Genomic DNA, 26,086 nt, shown 5'->3' with positions numbered 1-26,086 from the left:
ACGCCTCGTCCCAACCCTGCACCTGCTCAACCGTGACCACGTCCGGGAAACGATCCAGAACTACTCGAAGTAGTGATCCGCCGTAGCAGTACTAGGTGTCGAGGCGCAGGTCAGGGTACCGGCCGGCGACCGTGCGCATCCGCCACTTGTGCGGGAACACCGCGAGCAGGGCGTTGTCGCGGACCCGGGTCATCACCTCGACGTTCGCCTCGGTACGCAGAATTTCCTGGCCGGCCGCATCGGTACGGGCGGCAATCTCGTACGGCAGGCGGTCGAGTTGCACCTTCACCCCGAACTCGGCCTCGAGACGGTGGGTGGCGACCTCGAACTGCATCGGGCCCACCGCGGCGAACACCGGCGCCTGATCGCCGCGCTGCTCCGAACGCAGCACCTGGACCACGCCCTCGCCGTCGAGCTGCTCGATGCCACGCCGGAACCGTTTGAACGCCGACGTGTCGGAGGTGCGCACCACGGCGAAGTGCTCCGGCGGGAACGACGGCAGCGGCGGGAACTGCACCGGGTCCCCGGCGTACAGCGTGTCGCCGATGCCCAGCGCGGTCGCGTTGACCAGGCCGATCACGTCGCCGGGGAACGCCTCGTCGATGGTGTCGCGGCCCTGGCCGAACATCTGCTGCGCGTATTTCGTGGTGAACGGCTTGCCGGTGCCCGCGTGGGTGACCACCATGCCCCGCTCGAACCGCCCGGAGCAGACCCGCACGAACGCGAGCTGGTCACGGTGGGTGCGGTTCATGTTCGCCTGGATCTTGAACACGAACCCGGAGAACGTGCTGTCGACCGGCCGGTCGGTGCCCGACGTGGTCGGCCGTGCGGACGGCGCGGGCGCCAGCTCCAGCAGCACGTTCAGCAGCTGCCGGACGCCGAGGTTGGCGACCGCCGCGCCGAACAGCACCGGCGTGCTGCGGCCGGCGAGGAAGTCCTTCTCGTCGTAGTCGGCCTCGCTCAGCGCCAGCAGCTCCAGCTCCTCGGCGGCGGTGTCCCAGTCCCCGCCGAACTGCCGCGCCGCCTCCTCCGCGCTCATCTCCTCCTCGATGGCGAGGTCGGCGCCGCCGGGGGAGCGCTGCATCCGGGTGAACACACCGGTGCGGCGGTCGACCACGCCGTGGAAGTGCCCGGCAATGCCGACCGGCCAGGTCAGCGGGGTCGGCCGCAGCCCGATCCGCTGCTCGATCTCGTCCATCAGCGCCAGGGCCTCGTGGCCGGGCCGGTCCCACTTGTTGATGAACGTCATCACCGGGATGCCGCGCTGCCGGCACACCTCGAACAGCTTCAGCGTCTGCGGCTCCAGGCCTTTCGCGGCGTCCAGCAGCATGACCGCGCTGTCGACCGCGGTCAGCACCCGGTAGGTGTCCTCGGAGAAGTCGGCGTGGCCGGGCGTGTCCAGCAGGTTGATCACGGTGTCCCGGTAGGAGAACTGCAGCGCGGCCGAGGTGACCGAGATGCCGCGCTCCTGCTCCATCGCCATCCAGTCGGAGACCACACCGCGGCGGTCACCCTTGCCGTGCACCGCGCCGGCCTGCCCGATCACCCGCGCGTGCAGGGCGAGAGCCTCGGTCATCGTCGACTTACCGGCGTCGGGGTGCGAGATCACCGCAAAAGTCCGCCGCCGGCTCGCCTCCGCGGCGACCCCCGTCGATGCCAGCACGCTCTGACTCACCAATCCGCTCCCCACGACACAGTGCGCCGTCGGTCGGCGGCAACCCGAGCCAACTTTAACGTCACACGCCCGCAAACCCCCCGAACCCCCAGGTGGGGAGCGTCATACCAGGCCGGCGGCGAGCTGGGTGGCGCCGGCGGAGCCGTCGGTGACGATGACGCGGTAGCCGAGATCGGTCGCCTGGGCGGCGACACGCTGGGCGAAGAGGGCATCGCGCTGCATCCAGCGGGTGAACGCCTCCTCGGGGGAGGCGGTGCCGGCGAGCAGGTCGTGTGCCCAGGTCCGCTGCTGGTAGTGGCGCAGCTGGAACTCGGGGGCCGGCACGATCCACACGGCGTGATCCGGCGGAACGCCCAGGGCGGCGAGCAGTTCGGGGAGGAGCGCGGCGCCCTCGATCACGGTGCCGTCGGCGGCGTGCCGCAGGTCGGCCAGGATCAGCGGGAACTCTTCGCGGTAGAGATCGTGGTCTTCCCCGAGCACGGCGAGCCGCCGATCCAGCGGAACCGGCGGCTCACTAGATGATCGGATGGGGGCCGGGCGGGAAGAGCTCGTGCCCGGCCCACGGGTCGACCGGCTCGGCATAGCCGGAGTCCGGCTCGGGCCGGGCGGGCTTCGGCGCGACGGGCGCGGCCTGCGCGGGTGGGGCGGCCGGTGACTGCGGGGCCGGTGGCGATGCCGGTGATCGCGGCGCCGGTGGGGTGGGCTCGGAGAGCAGTGCCGCGGCGGCGGCGCGCTCCGCGTTGAGCCGGGCGCGGGCCGACTGGAAGACCGCCCCGGTCAGCCCGGCCAGCGGCTCGTCGCCCCACAGGCTGAGCGCGCGCCGTACCTCGTCGCCGGCCGCATTGAGGTTGCCGGTCTGGTGTTCGGCGCGTGCCCGGGCGACGCCGGCGCGGAAGGCGCCGGCGTCGATGTTCTCGCCGGATCGCAGGACATAGCCGCCCGGGGTGAGCGCGAGCAGCGACGGCTCGAGCGCCCGGCGCAGCCCGCCGATGTACCTCTGCACCGCGTCGACGCCGTTCTCCGGCGGATCGCCGCCCCAGAGGGCGCGGAGGATGTCGGGCATCGGCACCGGCTCGCCGGCGCGCAACAGCAGCAGGGCGAGCAGCGCCTGCTGTTTGACCGGGCCGAGGTCGACCGGTTCGGCGCCACGGTAGGCGCGGACCGGGCCGAGGATCTCGAACCGCAGCGCGACGGGGGAGGAGCCGTCGGTCATCTCGAATCCCCCAGTGAGCAGCCGTTTCCCGACTGCGACGGTACGGCAGTCGGCAGCAGCATAGCGACGCGGTCACCCGGTCAGAGGATCAGCCCGCGCGATGTCGAATCGCGAGAGGCCGGCTTCGACGTACCGCTGAACAGCCCGCCGAAGAAAGGAACCGTCATGGAGGAGATCCGCAAGGTCATCGAGACCCGGGCAGCGCTGATGGAGAAGGGCGACGTCGAGGGCATCATCGCGCACTACGCCCCGCAGATCGTCGAGTTCAACCTGGCGCCGCCGCTGCGTCAGCCGGCCGAGATGGACCCGGCCGCGCTGCGCGCGTGGATGAGCACCTTCGAGGCGCCGCCGCGGCGTCAGGTCACCCAGCTGGAGATCACCACGGATGGTGATGTCGCGTTCGCGACCAGCATCGACAACCTGTCGGCGACCCCGCGGGGCTCCAGCGAGAGCTTCAGCCTCTGGTACCGGGTGACGGTCGGGCTGCGCCGCGCCGACGGCCGCTGGCTGATCACCCACGAGCACGAGTCGGTGCCGTTCGAGATGGACGGCTCGTTCCGGGCGTCGGTGACCCTGGAGCCGTGACTCAGCGAGCGTTGAGGTAGCGCAGGACCGCCAGCACGCGCCGGTGATCGGTCTTGGCCTGCGGCAGGTCGAGCTTGGTGAAGATGGCCGTCACGTGCTTCTCGACACTGCGCCCGGCCAGATGCAGCTGCTCGGCGATCGCCGGGTTCGAGCGGCCCTGCGCCACCAGGTCGAGGATCTCGCGTTCCCGGGGGGAGAGACTGGCCACGCCCCGGTCGACGGCCGGGGCGGCCAGCAGCTGCCGGACCACCTCCGGGTCCAGCGCGGTGCCGCCGGCGGCGACCCGGCGCAGCGCGTCGACGAAGTCGTCGGTGCGCACGATCCGGTCCTTCAGCAGATAACCGATCCGGGCCGGCTGGTCGGCGAGCAGCCGCCGCGCGTAGGACGTCTCCACCCACTGGGAGAAGACCAGGACACCCATCTCCGGGTACGCCTGACGAATGGTCAACGCCGCACGCAGGCCCTCGTCGGTGTGCGTGGGTGGCATCCGTACGTCGGCGACGACGATGTCCGGCCGGTGCTCGGCCGCCGCGCTGACCAGGTCGTCGGCGTTGTCGACGGCGGCGACCACGTCGATGTCGTAGTCGGCGAGCAGCCGCACGATCCCGTCGCGCAGCACCGGATTGTCCTCGGCGATGACCGTCCGCATCTCACTGCTCCCCGGGTAGCGTCATGGTGATGGTGGTGGGCCCACCCGCGGGGCTGTCCACGGTCAGCGACCCGTCGAGTGCCGTGGCCCGGCGGTGCAGCCCCGCCAGACCGGTTCCGTCGGGGCGGGGCCGTGCACCGCCCCGACCGTCGTCGCGCACGCTCAGCCGTACGATGTCGTCCTCCGAACGCAGCGCGACCGTGACGCGCGTGGCCCGGGCGTGCCGGGCGACGTTGGTGAGCAGCTCGGCGACGGTGAAGTAGAGCGCCGAGGCGACCGCGTCGCTGGGCCGCCCGGCCAGCTCGACGCTCAGGTCGACCGGCACCGAGCTGCGGGCCGCGAGCGTCTGCAGCGCGGTCGGCAGCCCGTCGTCCAGCGCCGGCGGATGCACCGCGCGGATGATGTCGCGCAGCTCGGCCAGGGCCTCGGTGATGTTGTCCTGCGCGTCGCGGATCAGCGGCCGCACCTCGTCGCCGGTGCGGCGTTCGATCTGCGACAGCGACACCGCCAGCGCGACCAGCCGGGCCTGGGTGCCGTCGTGCAGGTCGCGCTCGACCCGGCGCAGCACCGCGGCCGCGTCCGCCTGCAGCGCCGCCCGGCCGGCTTCGAGCTGGGCGATGCGGGCCTGGGCCGGGTCCGGTTCGAGCAGCGCGCGGATCAGCAGCCGGTCCAGGCCGGTGCAGAGCCGGATCAGCCAGGGGCTCGCGAGCGCGGCGGCCAGACCGGCGGCGGCCACCGCCCACGCCTGGCCGGCGGTGGCGACGCTCTCCACCCCGAAGACGTCGCGGGCGGGCGTCCACCACGCCGGGTACGTCATCGCGGCCAGCCCCGCGACGGTGAAGTAGCCGAGGTGGACCGTGAGCAGCGACAGCGGCAATTTGAGCAGGCAGTAGAGCAGCGCGCGCCAGCCGGCGACGTCGCGCAGGACCGCGGTCGCCCACCGCACCGGCCCGGTGGCGGTGGGGCGCCGGGCCGGCGACGGCCAGTCCCAGCCGAGCACCAGTCGTGCCGGGACGCGGAAGTAGCGCCCGGCGTGGCGCAGGAGCCAGAGCACGCCGACGAGGAACGGCAGGCCGATCGTGAGCACCGACAGCACCGAGGCGACCAGCCCGAGCAGCGCGAGCAGGAAGGCCGGCGCCGCGAGGAGCATGCTGATCAACGCGTAGCCCACCGGCCGCCAGGTGCGCCCCTCGACCGGCGCCCGCAGCATCCGCGCGATCGTCACGCGTCGACGCTCACGGCCTCGAGCGGCGGGCGGCGCAGCAGGAACGCGGCGGGCAGCACCGTGCCGAGCCCCACCACCGCAACCACGCCGAACACCCCCGAGATCACCGCCCCGGCCGGTAGGTGGGGCATCGCGACGCCGAGGCTGGCGTGCAGCAACGGCACCAGCAGCGTAGCGGCCGCGGCGGCCGCGACAACGAGGCTGGTCACTATGACGACGATCGCTTCGCACGCCACGATGCGCAGGGCGTGCGCCCGGGTCGCGCCGGCCAGCCGTACGGTGGCGAACTCCCGCCGCCGGCTCATGGTGACCGTGACCAGCGTGGCCAGCGCCGCGACCGTGGCGAAGGCCGTGTAGACGGCCGTCCCCGAATAGTCCAGCCAGAGCACGTCCCGGGCCTCGTCCACCCCGGTCACGTGGGCGACCGTGGTGTGCATCGCGACCTTGACCGCGGCGAACGACGTGGCCAGCGCCAACGGCACCAGCGCACCGGAGAGCGACCGCGCCCGGACCGCCATGGTGCCCGCGGCGATCGCCCCGGTGCGGCCGAAGACCCTGGCCAGGGGAGCGCCGGCGCGCAGCAGGATCGGGCCCAGCAGCCCGGCGGCCGCGCACATCGCGAGCATGATGATGAACGCCGCCGCGCCGGCCTCCTCCGCGTCCAGCGTGGCGACCCGGCTCGCCGCGAAGACGCCGCCGGCGGCGAAGAGCAGGCCCGCGATCGTACGGACGATGCCGGCGCCCCGCCGTGGCGCCGCGGTGTCGCTCATCGCCGCGGCGGGACGTATCCGGGACAGGCGGATGGCGGCGATCATGGCGCCGAGCAGGGAGGTGGGCAGGGTGACGGCGAGCGCGATCGGCAGCGCGGCCGGTTGCCCGTGGAAGGTGACCGATTCCGGGGCGACACCGTTGGTGACCAGGCCGTCCACCCACAGCCGGCCGACCAGTCCGCCGAGCAGATATCCGGCCGCGGTGGACGGCAGCGCCACCACGGCGGCCTGCAGGGCGATCGCCCGGCGTACCTGGCCGGGGCCGGCGCCGATCGTCCTGGCCAGCGCGATGTCGCGGGCCTGCCGGCTGATCGCCGATCCCATCGTCACCCCGACGATGATCAGCGACAGGTAGACGGAGATCATCACGAACAGCGGCGCGACGACGTCCAGCCCGTTCTCCGGCGAGGAGACGTTCGCGGCGGACATTGAAGCCCGCAACCCCAGCGACGCGGTGACGATCGTGGCGGCCAGCGCCTGCGTGCACGCCGGCCCGACGAAGGTCCACGGGTGTTTGCGCAGCGCCTGCCGCACCAGCCCGGCGATCACGCGGCCACCCCCGCCAGCCGTTGCGCGACCGCGGCCGCGTCCGGGGTGGGGTCGTCGGCAGCCACCGTGCCGTCGCGCAGCAGCACCAGGCGGTCGCTCCAGGCGGCGGCCACCGGGTCATGGGTGACCATCACGACGGTGACCCCGTCGCGGTCCACGGCGTCGCGCAGCAGCCGCAGCACCTGCGCGCCGGTCGTCGGGTCGAGCGCCCCGGTCGGCTCGTCGGCGAAGATCACCGCGGGGGAGGTGATCAGCGCGCGGGCCAGGGCGACCCGCTGTCGCTGGCCGCCGGAGAGCTCACCGACCGGCCGCCGGCCGAGCCCGGCCAGGCCGACGGCCTCCAGCACGTCGTCGACGCCCCGGGTACGGGGGGCGCCGAGCTGCCCCGGCAGCCGGACGTTCTGCCCGACCGTCAACTCCGAGAGCAGGTTGTAGGACTGGAAGACGAACCCGATCCGCTCGCGGCGCAGGCGGGTCAGGGCCCGCTCGCGCATCCGGGTGATGTTCTGCCCGGCCAGCCGCACGGTGCCGCTGGTCGGGCGGTCCAGCCCGGCGGCGCACTGCAGCAGGGTGCTCTTGCCGGAGCCGGTCCGGCCCATCACCGCGACGAAGGTGCCCGCCGGGACGGCGAGGGAGACGCTGTTCAGGGCCAGGGTTCCGCGCCTGGTGTACCGGCGCGACACCTCGTTCAGTTCCACCGCGACATTCATGTGCTCAACCCTGGTCAGGTCGAGCCGCGGTCACATCAGGGTGCGCCGCCCGGTGGAGGTGCGGTCGACCGCACCGGTTTGCCGGTCGCCGTGCGCCGCAGCGCCGCGACGATCTCGATCTCGCGCGGCTGCTCGGGCCGGGACAGCCGGGTGCTCAGCCAGTCTCGCAACTGCTCGGCGGTCAGCGCACTGCCGGGCCGGATCTCCACGGTGGCCCGCAGCCGCTGGCCGAACTCGGCGTCCGCGACCGGCTCCAGCAGCGCGTCGGCGACGTCGGGGTGGCTGGTGACGACCGCCGCGACCGGGCCGGGATAGACGTTCTCGCCGCCCGAGACGATCATGTCGTCGAGGCGGCCGTCGACGAACAGCCGGCCGGCCGGGTCGAGGTGGCCCAGGTCGCCGGTCGCGGACCAGCGGCCGTCCGGGTGCCAGCCGCGTACCCGGATCTCGCCGACCCGGCCCGGTGGCAGCGGCGTGCCGTCCCGATCGGTGACCTGGATCCGTACCCCGCGGGGAGCGCGACCGACCGTGCCGGGCGCGGCCCGCAGGTCTGCCGGGGTGGCCATCGCCGCCCAGCCCGCCTCGGTGGTGGCGTACATGTTGAAGGTCCGGTCGCCGAAGCGGTCGCGCAGCCGCTCGCACAGGCCGGCGGTCAGCGGGGCGGCGCCGCTGACGACGGCACGCAGCGAGTCGAGCGGCGGCCGGCGCGAATCCGACAGGTCGCAGATGCGGCTCAGCTGGATCGGCAGGGCGAACAGCAGGCCGGCGCGGTTCTCGGCGACCGCGTTCAGGATCCGTTCCGGGTCGCCGGACGGCACCAGCACCACCGGCGCGCCCAGGGTCAGCCCGGCGGAGAGGTAGGTCAGGCCGTACCCGTGATGCGGCGGGGTCGCCACCACGATCGGCTCGCCGCGCCGCACCGGCGTCAGCCGCAGGTGGGTGGTCACCGGGCCGAGCAGCATGCGCACGGTGAGCGGGCGTGAGACCGCGCGCGGAACCCCGGTCGTGCCGGAGGTCAGCACGAACGTGCGCCCGGGCCGCGGCGGCCGGGCCGGCGGCGGATTCCCGGCGTCGGCGAGCAGGTCCACCCACGACATCGAGGGCAAGCCGGCGGAAATCCCGCCCGGCTCGTTCACCGGGCGTCGCGTCTCGACGGTGCTTTCGCCCGGCTCGTTCACCAGCGCGCCGGCGCGTTCCTGGCGTCGCGTTTCGGCGGTGTTCTCGCCGGGCTCGTTTGCCAGCGCGCTGGCCTGTTCCTGGCGTTGCGTCTCGGCGGTGTTCTCGCCGCGCTCGTTTGCCAGCGCGCCGGCGCGTTCCTGGCGTTGCGTCTCGGCGGTGTTCTCGCCCGGCTCGTTCACCAGCGCGCCGGCCTGTTCCTGGCGTCGCGTCTCGACGGTGCTTTCGCCTGGCTCGTTCACCAGCGCGCTGGCCCGCTCCCGGCGCAGCAGCTCGGCGGCGCGATCGGGTGGCAGGTCGGGCGGCAGCAGGATCACGTCGGCGCCCAGCCGGGCCAGGCCGGCCGCCGCCGCCACGAAACCCCGGTGCCCCGCGCAGGCGAGCCCGACCCGGTCGCCCGGCCGCAGGCCGAGCCCGGCGGCCGCGTTCGCCGCGCAGACGCCGGCCATCGCGTCCAACTCCGGATAGGTGACCGGCCCGTCCGCGTCCACCAGCGCGATCCCGTCCGGCGGCCCGCCCGCGAGCGCGGTGGCGAGGCTGCGCCCGTGCCGGCGCCCGGCCCTGGCCAGCCGCATGAGCCGCCCGGGCCGCCACAGGCCGGTCGGCGCGAGCACGCGCAACGGCTCGACGGCGTCGATCACCCGCACCCCCGCGGCCAGCGCCCGCTCCACGGTGCGCGGCGCCGCCGCCGACACGACGCCACCGAGCCGGGCCCACCACGGCCACCACGAGCGGCGATGCGCCACCGAACGGCAGACGATCTCCGCCGCCTCGGCCGCCGACATCGCCGGCGCCCGGCGATACTGCGGCGTGGGCGCGCTCATCCGGGTGCGGACCAGATTCAGGTACGTCGTACTGACACTCACGTGGTCCCGGCGCAACTCGACGGCGGCGCAGCGCAGCCAGGTGTCGAACGCCGCCTTCGACGAGTGGTAGGCCGACCAGTTCGGCGAGTGCAGTGACAACCCGGCCGTCGAGACGTTCACGATGTGCCCACCACCGGCCGCCCGCATCGCCGGCAGCAGCACCAGCAGCAATTGCACCGGCCCCAGATGGTTCAGGCTGTTCGTCCGCTGGATGTCGTGGAACCGGTCGGCGGTGTCGGCAACGGACCGCCGGATCGACCGCCCGGCATTGCTCACCACCACGTCGATCCGGCGGTAGCGCGCCACCAGGTCGGCCGCGAGCGCAGCCGCCGCCTCCGGCGACGACAGATCAGCCGGATGTACGAAGGCGCGCCCGCCCGCCGCCACGATGTCGTCGCGCACCGCCTGCAGCCGGTCGACCGTCCGCGCCACCAGGATGACGCTGGCCCCGGCTGCGGCGAGCCGCCGGGCCGTGGCTTCGCCGATCCCCTCGGACGCGCCCGTGACCAGCACGGTGCGCCCGTCCACGGCCGCCCGCAGCCGCCGCTCCCGCGGCCCGCGCCCGGTGATCCCCACCGCGATCCGCACCCACCGCCTGACCCGATTCACCGCGCCATTGTGTGGCACGCCGTCCCGCCGCGTTTACCGGCGCCCGCCAGCGGGCCCCCTGTCCGGCTGCCGCTCAGCGCTGTCCACACGCCCCTCACCACCCCAAGGCCCAGCCGCCCCATCCGGCTGCCGCTCCAGGTCGTTCCACCCCCGCCGCCGCTCAGAGGGCCAGCCCGATGCGTCGGCTGCCGCTCAGGGTTGTTCCGTGGGAGCTGGGGCGGCTCTGGAGGGCAGCCCGATGTCTCAGCTGCTGTTCAGGGGCGTTTTGCGGCGTCCGAGGCGGCTCTCAGGGTCAGCCGGGTGTGTCGGCTGCTGCTCAGGGTTGTTTTGTGGGAGCTGGGGCGGCTCTGGGGGTCAGCCCGATGTGTCGGCTGCCGCTCACGGTTGTTTTGTGGGGGTTGGGGCGGCTCTGGGGGTCAGCCGGGTGTGTCGGCTGCTGCTCAGGGTTGTTTTGTGGGGGTTGGGGCGGCTCTGGGGGTCAGCCCGATGTGTCGGCTGCTGCTCAGGGTTGTTTTGCGGGGGTTGGGGCGGCTCTGAAGGCCAGCTCGATGTGTCGGCTGCTGCTCAGCGTTGTTTTTGTGGGGTTGGGGCGGCTCTGGAGGGCAGCCCGATGTCTCAGCTGCTGCTCAGGGGCGTTTTGCGGCGTCCGAGGCGGCTCTCAGGGTCAGCCGGTGTGTCGGCTGCTGCTCAGGGTTGTTAGCGGTGGCTGCTGGGCTGCCCAAGGGCGACAGTCGCAGCTAGGCCGTGAGGTCGTCGATCAGGGCGGTGGCCAGGCGGGCCGTGCGATCCTCGTCGTGGTCCAGCGCGATGATCACGAAGCCGGAACGCCGGTCGGCGATGCGGACGAGCTGGCTGCTCAGGCCGGCCCAGAGGCCGCCGTGCCGGTAGACCCGGTTACCCGCGTGTGTGCGGACGCCGAGCCCCCACGCGTAGTCCAGCTCGGTGCCGTCGTTCGCCCGGCCGGGCGTGTGCAGCAGTGCGGAGACGCCCAGCTCGTCGCGTTCCAGAGCCAGGTCCCAGCGCAGCAGGTCGGCAGCGGTGGACCAGACGCCGCCGTCACCGAGGGACAACGCCGCGGGTTCGTGGACGGCGGTGGGCGCCGCTCCGGGCGGATGCGGTGCCGGGCCGGACCAATAGCGGCTGTCGGCCATCCCGAGCGGCTCGAAGATCTGCTCGCGGGCGAAGTCGGGCAGAGGCCGGCCCGTCGCGCGTTCGACGACGACGGCCAGGCAGACATAGCCGGCGTTGCAGTAGCGGAACGCTGCCCCCGGCGTGCCGTCGAGGCGGTCGGCCTGGCGCAGCGCCTCGAGCACGCCGCCGGTGGTGCGGTCGAGCCCGGCCCGCTGCAGGTCGTCGAAGGCGAGAACGTCGGGCAGGCCGCTGGTGTGGTGGATCAGGTGGCGCACCCGCACGGTGGACGCCCAGGTGGGCAGCTCGGGCATCCACCGTTGCAGGGCCGACTCGGTGTCGAGCTGTCCACGGCGTACCAGAAGCGCGGCGCAAGCGGCCGTGATCTGCTTGGACAGTGACGCCGTGTAGGCGACCGTGCCGGTCGTCATCGGCGCGCCGGCCGCGGTGCGGCCGGCGGCGACGCAGATCGCCGGCGCGTCGCCCTGGCGCGCGCCGACCACGATCGCGTCGTCGGGTCCGTAGCCGGCGGCCTCGATCAGGGCCGCGATCCGGTGCGGTGAGGTCACGTCAGTCGGGCAGGGCGGCGGTCAGGTCGATCTCGACGAGCTGGCCGCGGTAGCCGAGCGACGCCACGCCCAGCAGGGTGCTGGCGGTGGTGAAGGCGCCGGCCAGCGGTGACGCGGTGAGCTGCGCCCACACCCCGGCCAGGACCTCGCTGTCCGGGCTCACCACGTAGACGACCGACCGGACCACGTCCTCGGGGGTGGCGCCGGCGGCCTTCAGCACGGCGAGACAGTTCGCGATCACCTGCTCGGTCTGCGCGGCGAAATCACCGGGCTGACCGACCACGGCGCCGGACAGGTCGAGCGGGCACTGGCCGGCCAGGTGCGCGAGCCGGCCGGCGTCGGAGATGGTCACGTGGCTGTAGCCGGCGGGTTCATGGACGGTGGACGGATTGAATTTGTCGATCACCGGCTCATTCTCGGCGCGCCCCGGTGAGGCGTACACCGAATAACCGTCGGTCAGCGGTTGACGTAGGCGGCGAGGCCGCCGAGCTCCTCGCTGGCGATGAAGACCGACCGCACGTTGAGGATGGCCTCCTCGACATGGGTGGGGCAGCCCCACGCCGAGTCCCCCCAGGAATCGGCGACCTTGATCTCGGCCGGCGCCGTGCAGCCCTGCGCCCCGCCGAGCTGGCAGGCGTCGGGGTGCGGCGCGGCGGCCTGGGCGGCTGCCGCGGCCCGCATCCGGGCGGTGAGCTCCGCGGCGGTGGCCGCGCGCTGCTCGGCCTCGGCCCGCAGCTCCCGCTCGGCGCGCATCGCCGTGGCCAGCTCGTCGTGGGCCGCCTTGGCGCGTTCCTCGGCGGCCGCCTTCGCCTGCTCGATGTGGTGACGCTCGATCGCCAGGGCGGCGGTGCCGGCGAAGACCCGGGCGAGCGCGAGGTCGGTCTCCTGCGGCACCCGGGGAGTGCGGTGGTACATGGCGAAGGTGCCCAGCAGGCCGCCGTCGCGGGCCAGGATCGGCGTCGACCAGCAGGCGGCCAGCCCGGCCCGTCCGGCCAGCTCCCGGAAGTCGTCCCAGAACGGGTCGGTGCCGATGTCGGTGACGATGACCGGTTGCCGCCGGTGGGCGGCCGTGCCGCAGGAGCCGACGCCCTCACCGGTGGCGATCCCGTCGATGGCCTCGTTGTAGAAGCCGGGCAGGCTGGGCGCGGCGCCGTGCCGCAGGTGCCGGCCGTCGGGGTCGGCGAGCAGCACGGAGACCAGCACCTCGTCCGGTGCGAGATCCTCGATGCAGCGGGCCATGCCGTCGAGCACGTCGGCCAGCGGCGCCTGCCGGGCGATCTGCTCCAGCAGGGCCCGGTGTTCCGCCATCAGCCGCTGGGCCTGCTTGACCTGGGTGGTCTCCACGCCGATCACCCGGACCCCGGTCACGGTGCCGTCGGCGTCTTGCCGCGGCTCGTAGGTGACGTCGAAGAACGCCTCGCGTGCCTGCGGGCCGGCACCCAGCAGGATCCGGACATCCCGGCCGGTGTGGGGCTCACCGGTGCGGTAGACCTGGTCGAGCTCGGGCATCAGGTCGGCGAGAGCGACCCCGCTGCGGGCTCGCTCCTCGCCGATGGTGGCGAGGAACGCCGGGTTCGCCGTCTCCACCAGGTGCTCCGGCCCGGCCAGCGAGGCGAAGACGGCGGTGGACCGGCCGAACAGCGGGCGCAGATCCTCGTCTGCCGCGTTCGGTCGCCGACCTGAAACCGCCGTCATGAACTCCGCCTCTCGTCCGCAGCGCAGCAGATTGCCGGCGCCGCCGGGGCAGCCTACCGGAGCACGCGGCGGACGGCTCGGTTCTCCACAATGGCCGCGCTATCGTGCACGCTGTGGATGACACAAGATCAGCCCCCGCGGGGATCGACCCCACACAGCCGCATCCGGCCCGGCGCTACAACTACTGGCTCGGCGGCAAGGACAACTTCGCCGCCGACCGGGCCTCCGGCGACGAGCTGGAACGGCACTTCCCGAAGGTACGCCTGGGCGCGCTGGCCAACCGGGCGCTGCTGCAGCGGGCCACCCGTTTCCTCGCCGCGGAGGCGGGGATCGAGCAGTTCCTCGACATCGGCACCGGTCTGCCGACCGCCGACAACACCCACGAGGTCGCGCAGCGGCACGCCCCGCACAGCCGCGTCGTGTACGTCGACAACGACCCGCTCGTGATGGTGCACGCCCGCGCCCTGCTCAACAGCAGCCCAGGCGGCCGCACCGCCTACATCGAGGCGGACCTCAACGACCCGGAGGCCATCCTCGCCGACCCGGTGCTGCACGAGACGCTCGACCTGAAGCAGCCGGTCGGCCTGATGCTGATCGCCGTGCTGCACTTCATCCACGGGCACGGCGCCGCCAAACCGATCGTGAGCCGGCTGCTCGACGCGCTGCCGTCCGGCAGTTACCTGGTCGCCACCCACGCCACCTCCGACTTCGGCACCGCCGAGCAGCAGGCGCTCTACCAGCAGCTCGTCGAGCAGGGCAGGTCCGACGTCTGGACCCGCACCCGCGACGAGTTCGCCGAGCTGTTCGACGGCCTCGAGCTGGTCGAGCCCGGGGTGGTGCCGGCCAGCGAGTGGCGCCCGGAGCCCGGCGCGGAGATCCCGGCGCGCTCGGACATCAACGTGTGGACCGCGGTGGGCCGCAAACCCTGAGCCGGTGTCTCAGTGTCCCTCCGTTCTCGTGACAGTCTCATGACAGTTCGCCGTGCGGCCGGAGCGGGAACGGATATGGATATCGCCTGGTGAGGGCGCTTGCCGGTGGCGGCCGTGACGGGATCAGCCGCGCCGGACATGATCCGGCGAGTCCCTACCATCGAGTCCTCGCGCGGCAGCGCGGGACGAAACGGGCACGGTGAGGATGAGCCGCGGCATGGAACAGATCGAGTTGCTGGTCGTGCAGGACGACCCGGCCGAGGCCCTGCTGATGCGGGAGGAGTTCGGCGACCACCGGCTCGTGAACCGGGTGCAGGTCGCCCACGACGTGCCCCGCGCGCTCGCCTACCTCGACGGCGCGGCGCCGTTCGCCCAGCCGGCGGTCCCCGACCTGGTGCTGCTCGACGTCAACCTGCCCGGCCACGACGGCCGGACCGTGCTGCACCGCCTGCGCTCCCGGCCGGAGACCCACGACGTGCCGGTCGTCCTGCTGACCGACTCCCCGGCCGCCGAACGGATCCTGCGCGCCGAGTTCCTGCCGGTCCAGGGCTACGCGGCCAAGCCGGTCGATTTCGCCTGCCTGGCCGCGATCGTCAGATCCCTCGAAGTGCTCGGCTTCGAGGTCTGGCGCACCGCTCCGTGACGGCCGGCCGGGCATATCCCGGCCAGGAACGGGAATCCCGCGGGCATGGCCAGACCACGTGCCGCGTCGGTGGCGGCTTCCAGCGAATTCGTCGGGGACGACGGTGTCCGGCAGCCCGGGGGAGAGGTGCACGCGTGGACGCCGGGCATGAACCAGACGCTGTGCGGGCTGGCGCTGAGCCGGACCCGGCTGCGGCGGTTCCCGCACGTGCGCTTCGACTTCCGGGCGACCGACGTGATCACCGCGGAGGACGAGGTCCGCTACATCTGTCCGCGCTGTGTCGCGGCGACCGGCCGGCGCGGGGAACGCGCGTGGACGCGGACCGCTCCCCGCCCCTGAGGGCCGGCTAGACCGCGACCGGCAGGCCGGCCTGGCCCCGGATCGTCCGGACGCGGCCGCGGATCGTGGTGCCGCGCACCGCGTCCCTGCTGCGGCGGCTGCCGCCGGCCGCGGCCTCGCCGGTGAAGACGCTGCGGATCGACGACGTGCGGGCGACGCTCGTCTGGCGCAGGCTCGGATGCTTGCTCTCCCACGCCTGCCGGACCTTCGCGGGCAGGTGCAGGTCACGCCACACCCGGCGCAGCAGGTCCGGGTTCAGCAGATCCTCGACCTCGCAGCAGTTCGCCGCCTCGCACAGTACGTGCTGGTAGGCGCTGCGCCGCTGGGCGGGGTCCTCGAGGTCGAAGCGGCGGCGGCTGGGGTGGCCGGCGGCCATGTGGTGGGGCACCTCGAGAACGCCGACGCTGTGGCCGTGCAGATCGTCGAGGCGGCCGGGGACGGACGGATCCCGGTCGGCGGCGCGACGGCTCTTGCGGCCGTCGCGGCTGGCAACGTACGACATGCCGTCCACGCTAAGCCCGGTTGCCGTCCCGTTCGGCAACGTCGCCGAGACCGGTAACCGGCGTGCGCTGGAGTGCCGGATGAGGCGCGATCACACTCCGGCCTCGGCGGCGTCCGGATGCTCGGCGTGCAGATCCACCCGGGAGGTCTCGGGCGCGAACCACAGAGCCGCCAGCGTGATCAACAGCGCCGCGAGGACATACGCCGAGACCGCGAACGCGCTGCCGGTGGCCTGGACCAGCTTGATCGAGATGATCGGCGCGAGAGCGCCGCCGAGGATGCCGGCGATCTGGTAGCCCATCGAGGCGCCGGAGTAGCGCAACCGGGTGCTGAACAGCTCGACGATGAACGCCGCCTGCGGGCCGTACATCGCCGCGTGCGTGGCCAGCGCCACCACGGTCGCGAGCACGATCACCGCCCGGTTCTCGGTCGCCAGCAGCGGGAAGAACGCGAACGCCCAGACGGCGGCACTGGCGGCGCCGATGGCGTACACCGGCCGCCGGCCTATTCGGTCGGAGAGCGCGCCGAACACCGGGATCAGGGCGAGCTGGCAGGCCGAGCCGATCAGCACGGCCGCCAGGCCGACGCTGCGTGGCAGGCCCAGCGTGCCGGTGATGTAGGTCAGGATGTAGAGGGAGAAGGTGTAGAACGCCACGTCCGTCCCGATCCGGGCGGCCATCGCCACCAGCAGGCCACGCGGATGCCGGCGCAGCACCTCCACCAGCGGCAACTTCGCCTTCGCCCCGGACTGCTCGACCTCGGCGAACAGCGGCGACTCGCTGATGGCCAGCCGGATCCACAGGCCGACCACGACCAGCACGCCGGAGAGCAGGAACGGCACCCGCCAGCCCCAGGACAGGAACGCGGACTCCGACAGCATGCTGTTGAGGATCCACAGCACGCCCGCGGCCAGCAGGTTCCCGGCGGGCACACCCACCTGCGGCCAGCTGGCGTTGAGGCCGCGCCGGTGCGGATCGCCGTGCTCCACCGACATGATCACGGCGCCGCCCCACTCGCCGCCCAGGCCGAGGCCCTGCAGGAACCGCAGGACCACCAGCAGGATCGGCGCTGCCACGCCGATCGCGGCGTACGTCGGCACCAGCCCGATCGCGAACGTGGCCGCGCCCATCAGCAGCAGGGTGACCACCAGGACGTTGCGGCGGCCGACCCGGTCACCGAAGTGACCGAAGACCACCCCGCCGAGCGGGCGGGCGACGAACCCCACCGCGTACGTGGTGAACGCCAGCAACGTGGCCGTCAGCGACTCGAACTGCGGAAAGAACAGTTCCCCGAAGACCAGCGCGGCGGCCGACCCGTAGAGGAAGAAGTCGTACCACTCCAGCGACGTGCCGATCAGGCTGGCGACGATGACCCGGCGCGGCGACGACGGGGTACGCGGGTGCGCGGCTGCGGACATGCCATCGGGTACCCGGAACTCCATCAAAGTACGCCGATGGAGTGACGCGGTGGTACAGGGTTGCACCGGTCCCCGCCGCGGCGCCGCTACGGTCGGCCGTATGACGTCACGACGCGGCGCCGATCCCGAGGTCCGCGAGCGGATCCGCACGCGCCGGCTGCTTCGCGGATGGAGCGTCCGGTACGCCGCCAGCAGGGCCGGGATCTCGCACGCCACCTGGAGCAGAATCGAACGGGGGCTGCAGGCGGCCGACAACCGGTTCATGCTGGCGACCATCGCCGGTGCGCTGGAGTGTGCTCCGGCCGACCTGGCCGGCGCCGACGTGCCGGCCCCCGACCGGGCGACCGCCGCCGCCCGCGCCGGTGTCCTCGGCCTGCGCCGGGCCCTGGTCGACATCGACCTGACCGAGTCACCGGACGGGTCCGCGCCACCGCTCGCCGACCTGGCCCGCAGCGTGGCCCTGGCCGACGCCCTGCACCAGGCGTGCGACTACGCCGGCGCCGCCCGCCTGCTCCCCGGCCTGCTGCGCGACCTGCACATCGAGACCGCCGGCCCGGACCATCGCGAGGCGCTGCGCCTGCTCTGCGACGCGACGTCCATCGCGTCCTCGGTGCTGCGCAGCCTCGGGCACCCCGCGGACGCCTGGCTGGGCGCCGAACGATGCCGCGACGCGGCGGACGCCTCCGGCGATCCGGTGTTGCGGGGCACCGCGGCGTACGCCCTGGCCAGAGCCGCCGTGGCATGCGGCTCGCACCAGCGTGGACAAACCATCGCCGAGCGGGCCGTCGACGACCTGGGCCGCCACCTCAGCCGTCCCGGCGGCCCGGAGGTGCTCGGCTCGCTGCACCTGGTCGCCGCCCTGGCCAGCCGCTGCCGGCAACGCCTCGACGACAGCCGCGACTGGCTCACCGAGGCGGCGGCGCTGGCCCGCCGCACCGGCGAGACCGACACGCTGAGCATGTTCTTCGGCCCCACCAACGTGGACATCTGGCGGATGAGCATCGAGGTCGACGACGGCGACCCGGGCCGGGTCGTGGAGATCGCCCGGCGCACCGACCCGGCGGCCATCCCGGTCGGTGTCCGGCAGGTCTTCTACTACGCCGACACCGCCCGTGCGCTGGCCCGCATCGGCGGGCGCGACCGCGAGGCGGTCCGTTTCCTGCTCACCGCCGAACGCGTCGCACCCCAGCACGTCCGCACGTCGGCCGAGCTCGCGGCGACCATCCGCCTGCTGCTCGACCGTTCCCGCCGACAGGCCGGCGGCACGGAGCTGCGCGGCCTGCACGAGCGCATGCAGGTCGGCTGATCCGGCACGCTGGTCAGCCGAGCCGGAACTCCCAGCCCTCCGGCTGCCAGGTGAAGGTGTCGGCGACCAGGTCACGCACGGTACGGCCGGTGGTCGCCCGCTCCAGCGCGCGATAGGTCGCGAGGTGGCCGATCAGCATGACGCGCCGGCCGGCCCAGCGGGTCGGCAGGTCGCCGAGGAGCCTGGACACGCGCGCGATCGCCTGCGCGTGGCTCTCACCGCCGGGATAGGGGCGGTCGCAGAAGTCCAGGCGGTCCCTCTTGACCTCGTCGGCGGGAGAGCCGTTGCGGCTGCCGAAGTCACATTCGCGCAGGCGCCAGTCGTACAGGATCGGGATGTCGGTGTCGCCGAAGGCGATCCGCGCGGTATCGGCCGCGCGCCGCAGGTCGGAGCTGAACACCGCGGCGATGCCGTCGTCCCGCCGGCGGCGGCCCATGGCCGCCGCGTCGGCGCGGCCCTGCGCGCTGAGACGCCCGGGCAGCCAGCCGGTGGCGATGCCGCGCTCGTTGTCCTCGCTCAACGCATGCGTCTCGAAAACCACCGCGATCGACATTGCCCGATGCTATCGAAAAGCGGTCGGGAAGTGGCCGCAATAGGCGGGAGGATGAGGGCATGACAGCAACGTGGAAGATTGAGCTCATCCCCGTCCCGGTCACCGACGTGGACCGGGCCAAGGCGTTCTACGAGCGGATCGGCTTCAACGCCGACCACGACTACACCGTGCGGGAGGGCCTGCGGTTCGTGCAGCTCACCCCGCCCGGATCGGCCTGTTCGATCGCCATCGGCGAAGGCCTCACCGAGAAGGCGCCGGGCAGCCAGGAGATCCAGATCGTGGTGGCGAACGCGTACGACGCCCGCAAGCAACTGCTGGACGCCGGGGTCGAGGCCGGCGAGGTGGACGTGCAGCCGTGGGGCAACTTCGTGCACTTCCGCGACCCGGACGGCAACAGCTGGTCGCTGCAGGCGATCGACTACCGGCCGAACGGCTGACCCACCCGGCACAGCGGCGGGCGCGCCGCTGGTAGACAGGTCGCCGTGACGGATGGATCTTCGATCAGGCAGGCCGGGCGGAACCTGGCGGTCGCCACGCTGGCATCCCGGATCGCCGGGTTCGTGCGCATCGTGGTGCTCGCCGCGGCGCTCGGGCTCGGCACCCGGCTGCTGGACACGTACAACATCGCCAACACCCTGCCGAACGCCGTCTACGAGCTGATCGTCGGCGGCACCATGGCCAGCGTCGTGGTGCCGCTGCTGACCCGGGCGGCGCTGAACGAGCCCGACGGCGGGGTGCTGTACGCGCAGCGGCTGCTCACCCTGATCATCTACGTCCTCAGCGGCATCACCGTGCTGGCGATCGTGGCCGCGCCGCTGCTGATCGACATCTACGCGCCCGGCTTCACCACCGAGCAGCGGGACCTGGCGATCGTCTTCAGCCGGTACTTCTTCCCGCAGATCCTGTTCTACGGCATCAGCGCGACCGCGGCCGCGATCCTGAACACCCGCGGGCGGTTCGGCGCGCCGGCGTGGGCGCCGCTGTGCAACAGCGTCATCGTGATCGCGGTCGGGTTGAGCTATGCGGCGGTCGGCGGCAGCACCACGACCACCCTGGCGGACGGCCACCTGCTGCTCCTGGCGGTCGGCACCACCGCGGGCGTCTTCGCCCAGATGACCCTCGTGGTGTGGGCGCTGCGCCGGGCCGGGTTCCCGATCCGCCTGCGCCTCGATCCGCGGGGCATCGCGATCCGGCGGATCGGTCAGTTGGGCAGCTGGGTGCTGCTGTCGGTCGTCACCACGCAGATCCTGGTCGCCGCGGCGACCCGGGCGGCCTCGTGGAGCGGGCCGGGCGGCATCACCGCCTACCAGAACGCGAACGCGATCTATCACGTACCGTTCGCGGTCATCGCCGTCTCCGTGATGACCGCGATGCTGCCGCGGCTGAGCCAGTACGCCGCGCGGGACGAACACCAGCGGGTCATCGCCGGGCTGTCCGGGGCGGTGCGCACCGCCCTGGTCGTCATGGCCCCGATCGCGGCGGCGTTCATCCTGCTCGGACCGCAGATCGCGACCGTGCTCTTCGATCACGGCAACAGCAACACCGATACCGTACGGGTGCTCGGCCTGGTCCTGTCGGCCTACGGGCTGACGCTGGTGCCGTTCACCAGCTACACGATCATGCAGCGGGGGCTCTACGCGCTGCAGGACACCAGGACGGCGGCCGTGATCACCGCTGTGGTGGCCGGCGTCGGGGTGGCGGGCTGCGCCGCGGCCGGGTGGCTGCTGTCCGCCGAGGACATCGTCATCGGGATCCCGATCGCGTACGCCGTCGCCTACACCACCGGGCTGAGCCTCACCGCCGTGGTGCTGCGCCGGCGGCTCGGGTTCATCGACGGCAAGCGCTTGATCCGTACCCATGCCCGGGTTTTCGCCGCGGCGGCCTGCGGCGCCGGCTGCGCGCTGCTCACCCGGTGGGCGCTGGCGCCGGCGCTGGACGCCTCGGCGTGGGTGGACGCGCTGGTCACCGGGGGTCTCGCCGCGCTCGCCGGGGGAGTGGGCTACCTCGCCGCCGGCCGGCTGCTGCGCCTGGCTGAACTGCGGCATCTGCTGAACGCGGCGCTGCCCGGCGTCCGGACCTGGTGAAACCCGAAACTCCATCAAGGCTCGCGCTATGAGGCGAGTTCCTCCGCGGCGCCCTTCCTGCTGGAGCTGCTGGCCGACCCCGCGACACCGGACCGGCCGGCCATCCTCGACCTGCTGACCTCGCTGGCGATCGGATATGACGAGTCCTGGCTGCCCGGCACGTTCCCGGTCGCCGACTATCGGCGCGACGCGGTCGGCGGCGCCGAGGTGCTGCGCGGCCGGCCGGTCCCGACCGGTGAGGAGGACGACGACAGCAGTTTTCTCTACTGGGAGTCGCTGGACGGGCCGGATCAGGAGCGGATGTTCGCGCACATCGAGCTGTGCGTCTACGACGCGGTCCGGGCCGGGGTGCCGCTCTTCTGCGACCTGCTGACCGACGCTGACCCGCCCCTGCGGGTGGCGGCCGCCTATGCGCTGGCGTGGTTCAGTGAGGACGCGGCGCTCAGCAGCGGCCCGCTGGCCGCCGCGGTCGCCGATCCGGAGGCGCCGGTGGCCGCGACGGCCCTGGTGGCGCTGGGCCTGATCGGTGCCTACGGGCTGCCCCGCAACCCCGAAGCCATGCGGGCGCTGGTGACGGCCGGTGATCCGGCGTAACAGCGAAGACGGCCGGGCCGCGATCGCGGCCCCGGCCTTTCCCGCTCCGGCGGTTCAGACGGCTGCGGGGACGGCCATCGGCTCGGCGGCCGGCTCGGGCGCCGGGTTCGAGCGGGCGGCGCGGCGCTGACCGGCCACGCACATCGCCAGACCGGCGGCCGGCCGGCCGAGAAGCACCACCAGGTGCGCCGCCGCGCCGTGGCCGTCGAAGAGCGCGGTCACCACCAGCGGATCACCAGTGAATCGCCAGCGGCATCCGGATGCTCCTTTTCAACAGCAACGAGCAACACGAACTACCGAAGAGGAAACATCCAGATGAAGCTCAACAAGTTCCGCCGGCTGCTCGGAGTCGGTTTGGCGGCGACGACCCTCCTGGTGGGCGCGGAACTCGCGATCACGCAACCGGCGGTGGCCGCTCCCTGCGGCGACTTGAGCAACTGCGACGATCCGGTCGAGGATCCGATACCCGTGCCGGTCAAACCCTCGCGACCCGGCGGGTACGAGCCGCTGTACGTCGCGCTGGGCGACTCGTTCGGCTCGGGCGAGGGCGCCCCGGACACCCTGCAGCCGTGGACCCACGAGAAGTGCCACCGGTCCTCGCTGTCCGCGCCGCTGCGTGCCGCCAAGCGCCTCGCGCAGAACAACAAGTACGCCGGCAACATCCTCTACTCCAGCTTCGCCTGCAGCGGGGCGACCCTGGACTGGTCGATGGGGCTGAACGGGACGAAGGACGGCGGCATCCTGACCGGGCAGACCTCCACCGGCATGCCCTCGCAGATCGCCCAGGTCAACGCGAAGTACGGCAGCCGCAAGATCGACGCGCTGAGCATCTCGATCGGCGGCAACGACCTGAGCTACGCGGACATCCTGCAGGACTGCTCGTTCGGCAACTGCGTGCCGTGGGACAGCAAGACCCGCAAGATGGTCGCCTGGGACACCCCGCGGCTCGAGATCGGCCTCAACTCCCTGATCACGGCGATCCAGGGGGATGAGAACGGCAGGTACCGGTACCTCGACGGCAACGCCAGTTACGTGTACCTCACCGCGTACCCGGACCTGTTCAACGACGCCAACGGCAACGCCTGCAACAGCACCGGCGGACTCTTCGTCGAAGGGTTCACCGCGGCGGAGAACGAGGTGATGCGGGGTTACCTGGCCCAGCTCAACGGCATGCTCGCCAAGGCGGTCGCCGACGCGAACGCCCGGCGGACCGTCGGCCACAAGCCGGTCTGGAAGCTGATCCCGGCGCCGGACTTCACCCGTAACGGGTACTGCTCCACCAAGAAGCTCATCAACACGTTCAACGACAGCATGTGGTTCCAGAAGGACATCAAGGGCACCATGCACCCGAACGCCGCCGGGCACCTGGCGTGGAGCAACCAGCTGTACAACTCGCTGAGCTGGATCGCGACCAGCTGATCACCGCAACACACGCGAAGGGGACGGGTCCTCAGGGACCGTCCCCTTCGCCGCGAGAAGGGCGATCCGCGAGTGGTCCAGCGTGCGGCCCCGGGCCGCGACCTCGGCCGGCACCACGTCGTCGAGCCGCCCGGTCATCTCATCGACGTAGCGGCCGAGGTCGACCGGATCCATCAGGGTCGGCGAGAAGCCGATCAGCTCGCCCTGATGCAGGGCGGCGGCCAGCAGTTCGGCGGCATGCTCCGCCCGGCCCTGCCGGTACCGCACATAGGCGAGCGTGGTGAGCAGGACGATCCACGAGGTGCGGTCGCCCTCGGCATAGATGCGCGCCAGCCCGTCGACGAGCATCCGCTCCACCTCGGCGTCGAAGCGGCCCTGCGCCACCCGGCACTTGGCCAGCAGCCAGGACGAGGAGCCGTAACACCAGGCGTGCCCGGCCCGCTCGGCCGCCTCGATCGAGTCGGTGAGCGCCGCGGCCGCCCGGTCGAGGTCACCGGCGCGGAAGTAGGCGGTGCCGAGGCTCATCAACGCCTCGGCCTCGGTCCGCGTCGCCTGGTTGGCCCGCGCCAGCCCCAAGGCGGCGCCGGCGTGCTGTTCCGCCTCGACGACCTGGCCGCCACCGGCCTCGAAGTACGCGATCGTGGTGAGCGCCTCACCGGCGGCGATCGGATCGTCGCACCGGGCGGCCAGCCGGCCGAGGTGAGCCAGCGCCCCACCGACCGAGGGCAGATCCCCGCCGAGGTAGCTGAGCACGGCCAGGCCGATGGTCGTGAGGATCCGCAGCCGTACGGGTGCGCTGTCGGATTCCGCGTCACGCCAGTGGTCGACGACCGGCCGTACGTGTCGCAGGCCTTCGGTGATGTGCCCGGTCCGATACCAGTACCAGTACATGCCGGCGCAGATCCGCAGGCTGACGGCCGGATCGTCCCGGCTGTGGTCGAGCGCGGCCCGGATGTTCGCGTGCTCGGTGGAGAGCCGGGCCATCCACTGGGCGCTGCGCGCGTCACGCAACGCGTCGACCGCCTCGTCGGCGAGTTCACAAACCCATGCCGCATGCCGTTTCCGCAGCTCGGCGGTGCGTTCCGGGGTGCGCTGCCGGTCGGCGAACTGGCGCAGCGTCTCCAGGATCTGATAGCGGCGCGGGTTGCCGCCGACGACGGTGACCATCGACTTGGCGGTCAGGGTGTCCAGGTGCGCGAAGATGTCGGTGCTCCGGGTCACCACCATCGCCGCGCGCAGGTCGAAGCCGCCGGCGAAGACCGCGAGGGCGGTGAAGGACTCCTTCTCCGCGTCGGAGAGCAGGTCCCAGGACCACTGCACGGTCGCGAGGATCGTGGCGTGCCGGCGGTTGCCGCGCGGTCCGCCGCGCAACACCGCGAACCGGTCGTGGGCGAGGGTGGCCAGCTGGTCGACGGAGAGCACGGCGCACTGCGCGGCGGCCAGCTCGATGGCCAGGGGCAGGTTGTCGAGCTCGGCGCAGAGCCGGGCCACCGGGTCGCGGGCGCCGTCGACGCCGGTGGCCCAGTCGGGGTCGACCGCCGCGGCCCGCTGCGCGAACAGCTCGACGGCCTCACCCGCGGTACCGGCCGACAGCGGCGGAACCTCGAACCGTCGCTCTCCTTCGACCTGCAGCACCTCCCGGCTGGTGGCCAGCACCCGCACGTTCGGGCAGGTCCGCAGCAAGGTGGTGACGAACTCCGCGACGCCGTCGACGATCTGCTCGCAGTTGTCCAGGACGATCAGCGTGGTACGCCGCCGCAGGGCGTCGAGCAGCACGGCCGGGTTGCCGTTCGCGGCGATCGACAGGGCGCCGGCGATGGTGTCGGCGATCAGGGTCGGATCGTGCAGGCCGGCCAGCTCGACCAGCCACGGCCCGTCGCCGCCGCCGTGCCGGCGGGCCGTCTCGACCGCCAGCCGGGTCTTGCCGATCCCGCCGGTGCCGGTCAGCGTGACCAGCCGGTGCTCGTCGATCAGCGCCGTGAGCTGTTCGAGTTCGCGGCCGCGCCCGGTCAGGGTGGACAGGGCGGCGGGCAGGTTTCCGGTACGGACCTCGGGCGCCGGTGCGGCGGCGATCTCGGCCCGCTCCGGTACGGCGAGCAGTCGCGGGTCCTGGCAGAGGATGGCGTTCTGGAGGGCTTCGAGTTCGGGTCCGGGGTCGGTGCCGAGTTCCTCGGCGAGAACGTCCCGTGCCGAGCGCAGCGCGGCTAGCGCGTCCCCGATGCGACCGGCCCGGTAGAGCGCCGTCGCGAGCAGCGTCCAGGCGTGCTCGCGCAGCGGATGCTCCTTGGTGAAGACGCCCAGCCTGGCCGCCACCGAGACGTGATCGCCCAGGGCGAGCTCCGCCTCCAGCCGTCCCTCCTCGGCGTCCACCCGCAGCTGTTCCAGGCGCATCGACTCGCCGTCGGCGAAGGCGCGGCCGGCACAGTCGGCATACGCGCGCCCGCGCCACAGCGCCAGCGCCTGCCCGAAGGCGCGGGCGGCCTCGGCCGGCCGGGCGGCGGCCAGCTCGGCGCGCCCCAGCTCGGACGATGTGGTGAAGCGGAAGGCGTCGACCGCGTCCGGGTCGAGAGTCAGGGTGTATCCGGTTCCGCCGCGCAGCAGCACGCGCGGGCGCCGCGCTGCCCGTTCGGGTTCGAGCGCCCGGCGGAGGGTGGCGATGTGGCCCTGCAGGGTCACCTTCGCCGACGGCGGTGGATCGGAGGGCCAGACCGCGTCGATCAGTTCGTCGTCGGTCACCATCAGGCCGGCTGACACCACGAGCCGGCACAGCACGGCCCGTGGCCCGGGACCGCCGATCGCCGCTTCGGCGCCGTCCACCAGCACACTCGTCCGGCCGAGCACGCCGATGTCCAGTGGCCTCGTCAACTCTGGTCCTCCCTGAT

At 72.8% G+C, this 26,086-nt stretch carries 25 protein-coding genes; 9 read left to right on the top strand and 16 right to left on the bottom strand.

Annotated elements, in window-relative coordinates:
• Nucleotides 1–91: 91 nt before the first annotated feature.
• The 3 genes from AB0F81_RS27175 to AB0F81_RS27165 form a co-directional block, all read right to left on the bottom strand.
• Entirely contained in the window at nt 92–1,675 is a 1,584-nt protein-coding gene (locus tag AB0F81_RS27175; protein WP_360201647.1) for a peptide chain release factor 3, read from the bottom strand.
• A gap of 102 nt (nt 1,676–1,777) precedes the next feature.
• On the bottom strand, nt 1,778–2,155 hold the full coding sequence (locus AB0F81_RS27170) for a hypothetical protein (protein WP_360201645.1): 378 nt from the start codon (nt 2,153–2,155) through the stop codon (nt 1,778–1,780).
• A 34-nt stretch (nt 2,156–2,189) separates the two neighbouring features.
• Nucleotides 2,190–2,888 carry a BTAD domain-containing putative transcriptional regulator gene (locus AB0F81_RS27165; RefSeq protein ID WP_360201643.1) on the bottom strand — a complete coding sequence of 233 codons (699 nt, stop codon included), beginning with the start codon at nt 2,886–2,888 and terminating at the stop codon, nt 2,190–2,192.
• A gap of 165 nt (nt 2,889–3,053) precedes the next feature.
• Here AB0F81_RS27165 and AB0F81_RS27160 point away from each other — a divergent pair, with 165 nt between their 5' ends.
• Nucleotides 3,054–3,473, top strand: a complete 420-nt coding sequence (locus AB0F81_RS27160; protein WP_360201641.1) for a nuclear transport factor 2 family protein — start codon at nt 3,054–3,056, stop codon at nt 3,471–3,473.
• Nucleotide 3,474: 1 nt separating this feature from the next.
• On the opposite strand, the gene AB0F81_RS27155 is transcribed toward AB0F81_RS27160, so the two are convergent.
• The 8 genes from AB0F81_RS27155 to AB0F81_RS27120 form a co-directional block, all read right to left on the bottom strand.
• On the bottom strand, nt 3,475–4,122 hold the full coding sequence (locus AB0F81_RS27155) for a response regulator transcription factor (RefSeq protein ID WP_360201639.1): 648 nt from the start codon (nt 4,120–4,122) through the stop codon (nt 3,475–3,477).
• 1 nt (nt 4,123) lies between these two features.
• On the bottom strand, nt 4,124–5,347 hold the full coding sequence (locus tag AB0F81_RS27150) for a sensor domain-containing protein (protein WP_360201637.1): 1,224 nt from the start codon (nt 5,345–5,347) through the stop codon (nt 4,124–4,126).
• Nucleotides 5,344–6,666, bottom strand: a complete 1,323-nt coding sequence (locus AB0F81_RS27145) for an FtsX-like permease family protein (RefSeq protein ID WP_360201635.1) — start codon at nt 6,664–6,666, stop codon at nt 5,344–5,346. The genes AB0F81_RS27150 and AB0F81_RS27145 overlap by 4 nt, the downstream gene beginning before the upstream one ends.
• On the bottom strand, nt 6,663–7,376 hold the full coding sequence (locus AB0F81_RS27140; protein ID WP_360201633.1) for an ABC transporter ATP-binding protein: 714 nt from the start codon (nt 7,374–7,376) through the stop codon (nt 6,663–6,665). Before AB0F81_RS27140 ends, AB0F81_RS27145 begins: the two co-directional genes overlap by 4 nt.
• Nucleotides 7,377–7,411: 35 nt before the next feature.
• Nucleotides 7,412–10,027: an SDR family NAD(P)-dependent oxidoreductase gene (locus AB0F81_RS27135; RefSeq protein ID WP_360201631.1), complete on the bottom strand. Its 2,616-nt coding sequence runs from the start codon at nt 10,025–10,027 to the stop codon at nt 7,412–7,414.
• A gap of 737 nt (nt 10,028–10,764) precedes the next feature.
• The gene (locus tag AB0F81_RS27130) at nt 10,765–11,724 is read right to left on the bottom strand and encodes a serine hydrolase domain-containing protein (protein WP_360201630.1); all 960 of its coding nucleotides are present in this window, start codon (nt 11,722–11,724) and stop codon (nt 10,765–10,767) included.
• A 1-nt stretch (nt 11,725) separates the two neighbouring features.
• Nucleotides 11,726–12,130, bottom strand: a complete 405-nt coding sequence (locus AB0F81_RS27125; RefSeq protein ID WP_360201628.1) for a RidA family protein — start codon at nt 12,128–12,130, stop codon at nt 11,726–11,728.
• 50 nt (nt 12,131–12,180) lie between these two features.
• Nucleotides 12,181–13,419, bottom strand: a complete 1,239-nt coding sequence (locus tag AB0F81_RS27120; RefSeq protein ID WP_360201626.1) for a GAF domain-containing protein — start codon at nt 13,417–13,419, stop codon at nt 12,181–12,183.
• Between the two features lie 113 nt (nt 13,420–13,532).
• On the opposite strand from AB0F81_RS27120, the gene AB0F81_RS27115 reads away from it, so the two are divergent.
• From AB0F81_RS27115 to AB0F81_RS27105, 3 genes are all read left to right on the top strand, one after another.
• On the top strand, nt 13,533–14,348 hold the full coding sequence (locus AB0F81_RS27115; RefSeq protein WP_360201624.1) for an SAM-dependent methyltransferase: 816 nt from the start codon (nt 13,533–13,535) through the stop codon (nt 14,346–14,348).
• A gap of 217 nt (nt 14,349–14,565) precedes the next feature.
• On the top strand, nt 14,566–14,991 hold the full coding sequence (locus AB0F81_RS27110) for a response regulator (protein WP_360201622.1): 426 nt from the start codon (nt 14,566–14,568) through the stop codon (nt 14,989–14,991).
• Nucleotides 14,992–15,036: 45 nt separating this feature from the next.
• Nucleotides 15,037–15,330 carry a hypothetical protein gene (locus tag AB0F81_RS27105; RefSeq protein WP_360201620.1) on the top strand — a complete coding sequence of 98 codons (294 nt, stop codon included), beginning with the start codon at nt 15,037–15,039 and terminating at the stop codon, nt 15,328–15,330.
• Between the two features lie 7 nt (nt 15,331–15,337).
• Here the strand turns inward: AB0F81_RS27105 and AB0F81_RS27100 are convergent, their stop codons facing one another.
• Together AB0F81_RS27100 and AB0F81_RS27095 are read right to left on the bottom strand one after the other, a co-directional pair.
• Complete coding sequence (locus AB0F81_RS27100) at nt 15,338–15,832, bottom strand: hypothetical protein (RefSeq protein ID WP_360201618.1); 495 nt, start codon at nt 15,830–15,832, stop codon at nt 15,338–15,340.
• Nucleotides 15,833–15,922: 90 nt separating this feature from the next.
• On the bottom strand, nt 15,923–17,248 hold the full coding sequence (locus tag AB0F81_RS27095; RefSeq protein WP_360201616.1) for an MFS transporter: 1,326 nt from the start codon (nt 17,246–17,248) through the stop codon (nt 15,923–15,925).
• A 100-nt stretch (nt 17,249–17,348) separates the two neighbouring features.
• Here AB0F81_RS27095 and AB0F81_RS27090 point away from each other — a divergent pair, with 100 nt between their 5' ends.
• Nucleotides 17,349–18,554 (top strand): helix-turn-helix transcriptional regulator, encoded by a 1,206-nt coding sequence (locus AB0F81_RS27090; protein WP_360201615.1) that lies wholly within the window; start codon nt 17,349–17,351, stop codon nt 18,552–18,554.
• 13 nt (nt 18,555–18,567) lie between these two features.
• Here AB0F81_RS27090 and AB0F81_RS27085 read toward each other — a convergent pair whose 3' ends face one another.
• On the bottom strand, nt 18,568–19,107 hold the full coding sequence (locus AB0F81_RS27085) for a histidine phosphatase family protein (protein ID WP_360201614.1): 540 nt from the start codon (nt 19,105–19,107) through the stop codon (nt 18,568–18,570).
• Between the two features lie 59 nt (nt 19,108–19,166).
• Here AB0F81_RS27085 and AB0F81_RS27080 point away from each other — a divergent pair, with 59 nt between their 5' ends.
• From AB0F81_RS27080 to AB0F81_RS27070, 3 genes are all read left to right on the top strand, one after another.
• A complete protein-coding gene (locus AB0F81_RS27080) occupies nt 19,167–19,544 on the top strand; it encodes a VOC family protein (RefSeq protein WP_360201612.1) in 378 nt (125 codons plus the stop codon).
• 84 nt (nt 19,545–19,628) lie between these two features.
• On the top strand, nt 19,629–21,191 hold the full coding sequence (gene murJ / locus AB0F81_RS27075) for a murein biosynthesis integral membrane protein MurJ (RefSeq protein WP_360201649.1): 1,563 nt from the start codon (nt 19,629–19,631) through the stop codon (nt 21,189–21,191).
• Between the two features lie 207 nt (nt 21,192–21,398).
• Nucleotides 21,399–21,785 (top strand): hypothetical protein, encoded by a 387-nt coding sequence (locus AB0F81_RS27070; RefSeq protein WP_360201610.1) that lies wholly within the window; start codon nt 21,399–21,401, stop codon nt 21,783–21,785.
• Nucleotides 21,786–21,839: 54 nt separating this feature from the next.
• Here the strand turns inward: AB0F81_RS27070 and AB0F81_RS27065 are convergent, their stop codons facing one another.
• Nucleotides 21,840–22,010, bottom strand: a complete 171-nt coding sequence (locus AB0F81_RS27065; protein WP_360201608.1) for a hypothetical protein — start codon at nt 22,008–22,010, stop codon at nt 21,840–21,842.
• A 90-nt stretch (nt 22,011–22,100) separates the two neighbouring features.
• Between AB0F81_RS27065 and AB0F81_RS27060 the strand changes: the two genes are divergently transcribed.
• On the top strand, nt 22,101–23,204 hold the full coding sequence (locus AB0F81_RS27060) for an SGNH/GDSL hydrolase family protein (protein ID WP_360201606.1): 1,104 nt from the start codon (nt 22,101–22,103) through the stop codon (nt 23,202–23,204).
• Here the strand turns inward: AB0F81_RS27060 and AB0F81_RS27055 are convergent, their stop codons facing one another.
• Nucleotides 23,205–26,069, bottom strand: coding sequence for a BTAD domain-containing putative transcriptional regulator (locus AB0F81_RS27055; RefSeq protein WP_360201604.1), 2,865 nt, complete (start codon nt 26,067–26,069; stop codon nt 23,205–23,207).
• Nucleotides 26,070–26,086: the final 17 nt, after the last annotated feature.

It is taken from the genome of Actinoplanes sp. NPDC024001 (genome assembly GCF_040638955.1).
GTDB lineage: Bacteria > Actinomycetota > Actinomycetes > Mycobacteriales > Micromonosporaceae > Actinoplanes.
Note: the sequence above shows the minus strand (reverse complement) of the source record. Positions and strands in the feature narration are given on the sequence as shown.

Bases quoted from the DNA above. Each gene is read 5' to 3' on its own strand.
- AB0F81_RS27095 (WP_360201616.1), bottom strand. From the start codon at position 17,248: ATGTCCGCAGCCGCGCACCCGCGTACCCCGTCGTCGCCGCGCCGGGTC.
- AB0F81_RS27090 (WP_360201615.1), top strand. From the start codon at position 17,349: ATGACGTCACGACGCGGCGCCGATCCCGAGGTCCGCGAGCGGATCCGC.
- AB0F81_RS27140 (WP_360201633.1), bottom strand. From the start codon at position 7,376: ATGAATGTCGCGGTGGAACTGAACGAGGTGTCGCGCCGGTACACCAGG.
- AB0F81_RS27160 (WP_360201641.1), top strand. From the start codon at position 3,054: ATGGAGGAGATCCGCAAGGTCATCGAGACCCGGGCAGCGCTGATGGAG.
- AB0F81_RS27080 (WP_360201612.1), top strand. From the start codon at position 19,167: ATGACAGCAACGTGGAAGATTGAGCTCATCCCCGTCCCGGTCACCGAC.
- AB0F81_RS27110 (WP_360201622.1), top strand. From the start codon at position 14,566: ATGGAACAGATCGAGTTGCTGGTCGTGCAGGACGACCCGGCCGAGGCC.
- AB0F81_RS27165 (WP_360201643.1), bottom strand. From the start codon at position 2,888: ATGACCGACGGCTCCTCCCCCGTCGCGCTGCGGTTCGAGATCCTCGGC.
- AB0F81_RS27085 (WP_360201614.1), bottom strand. From the start codon at position 19,107: ATGTCGATCGCGGTGGTTTTCGAGACGCATGCGTTGAGCGAGGACAAC.
- AB0F81_RS27155 (WP_360201639.1), bottom strand. From the start codon at position 4,122: ATGCGGACGGTCATCGCCGAGGACAATCCGGTGCTGCGCGACGGGATC.
- AB0F81_RS27120 (WP_360201626.1), bottom strand. From the start codon at position 13,419: ATGACGGCGGTTTCAGGTCGGCGACCGAACGCGGCAGACGAGGATCTG.
- AB0F81_RS27060 (WP_360201606.1), top strand. From the start codon at position 22,101: ATGAAGCTCAACAAGTTCCGCCGGCTGCTCGGAGTCGGTTTGGCGGCG.
- AB0F81_RS27105 (WP_360201620.1), top strand. From the start codon at position 15,037: ATGGCCAGACCACGTGCCGCGTCGGTGGCGGCTTCCAGCGAATTCGTC.
- AB0F81_RS27100 (WP_360201618.1), bottom strand. From the start codon at position 15,832: ATGTCGTACGTTGCCAGCCGCGACGGCCGCAAGAGCCGTCGCGCCGCC.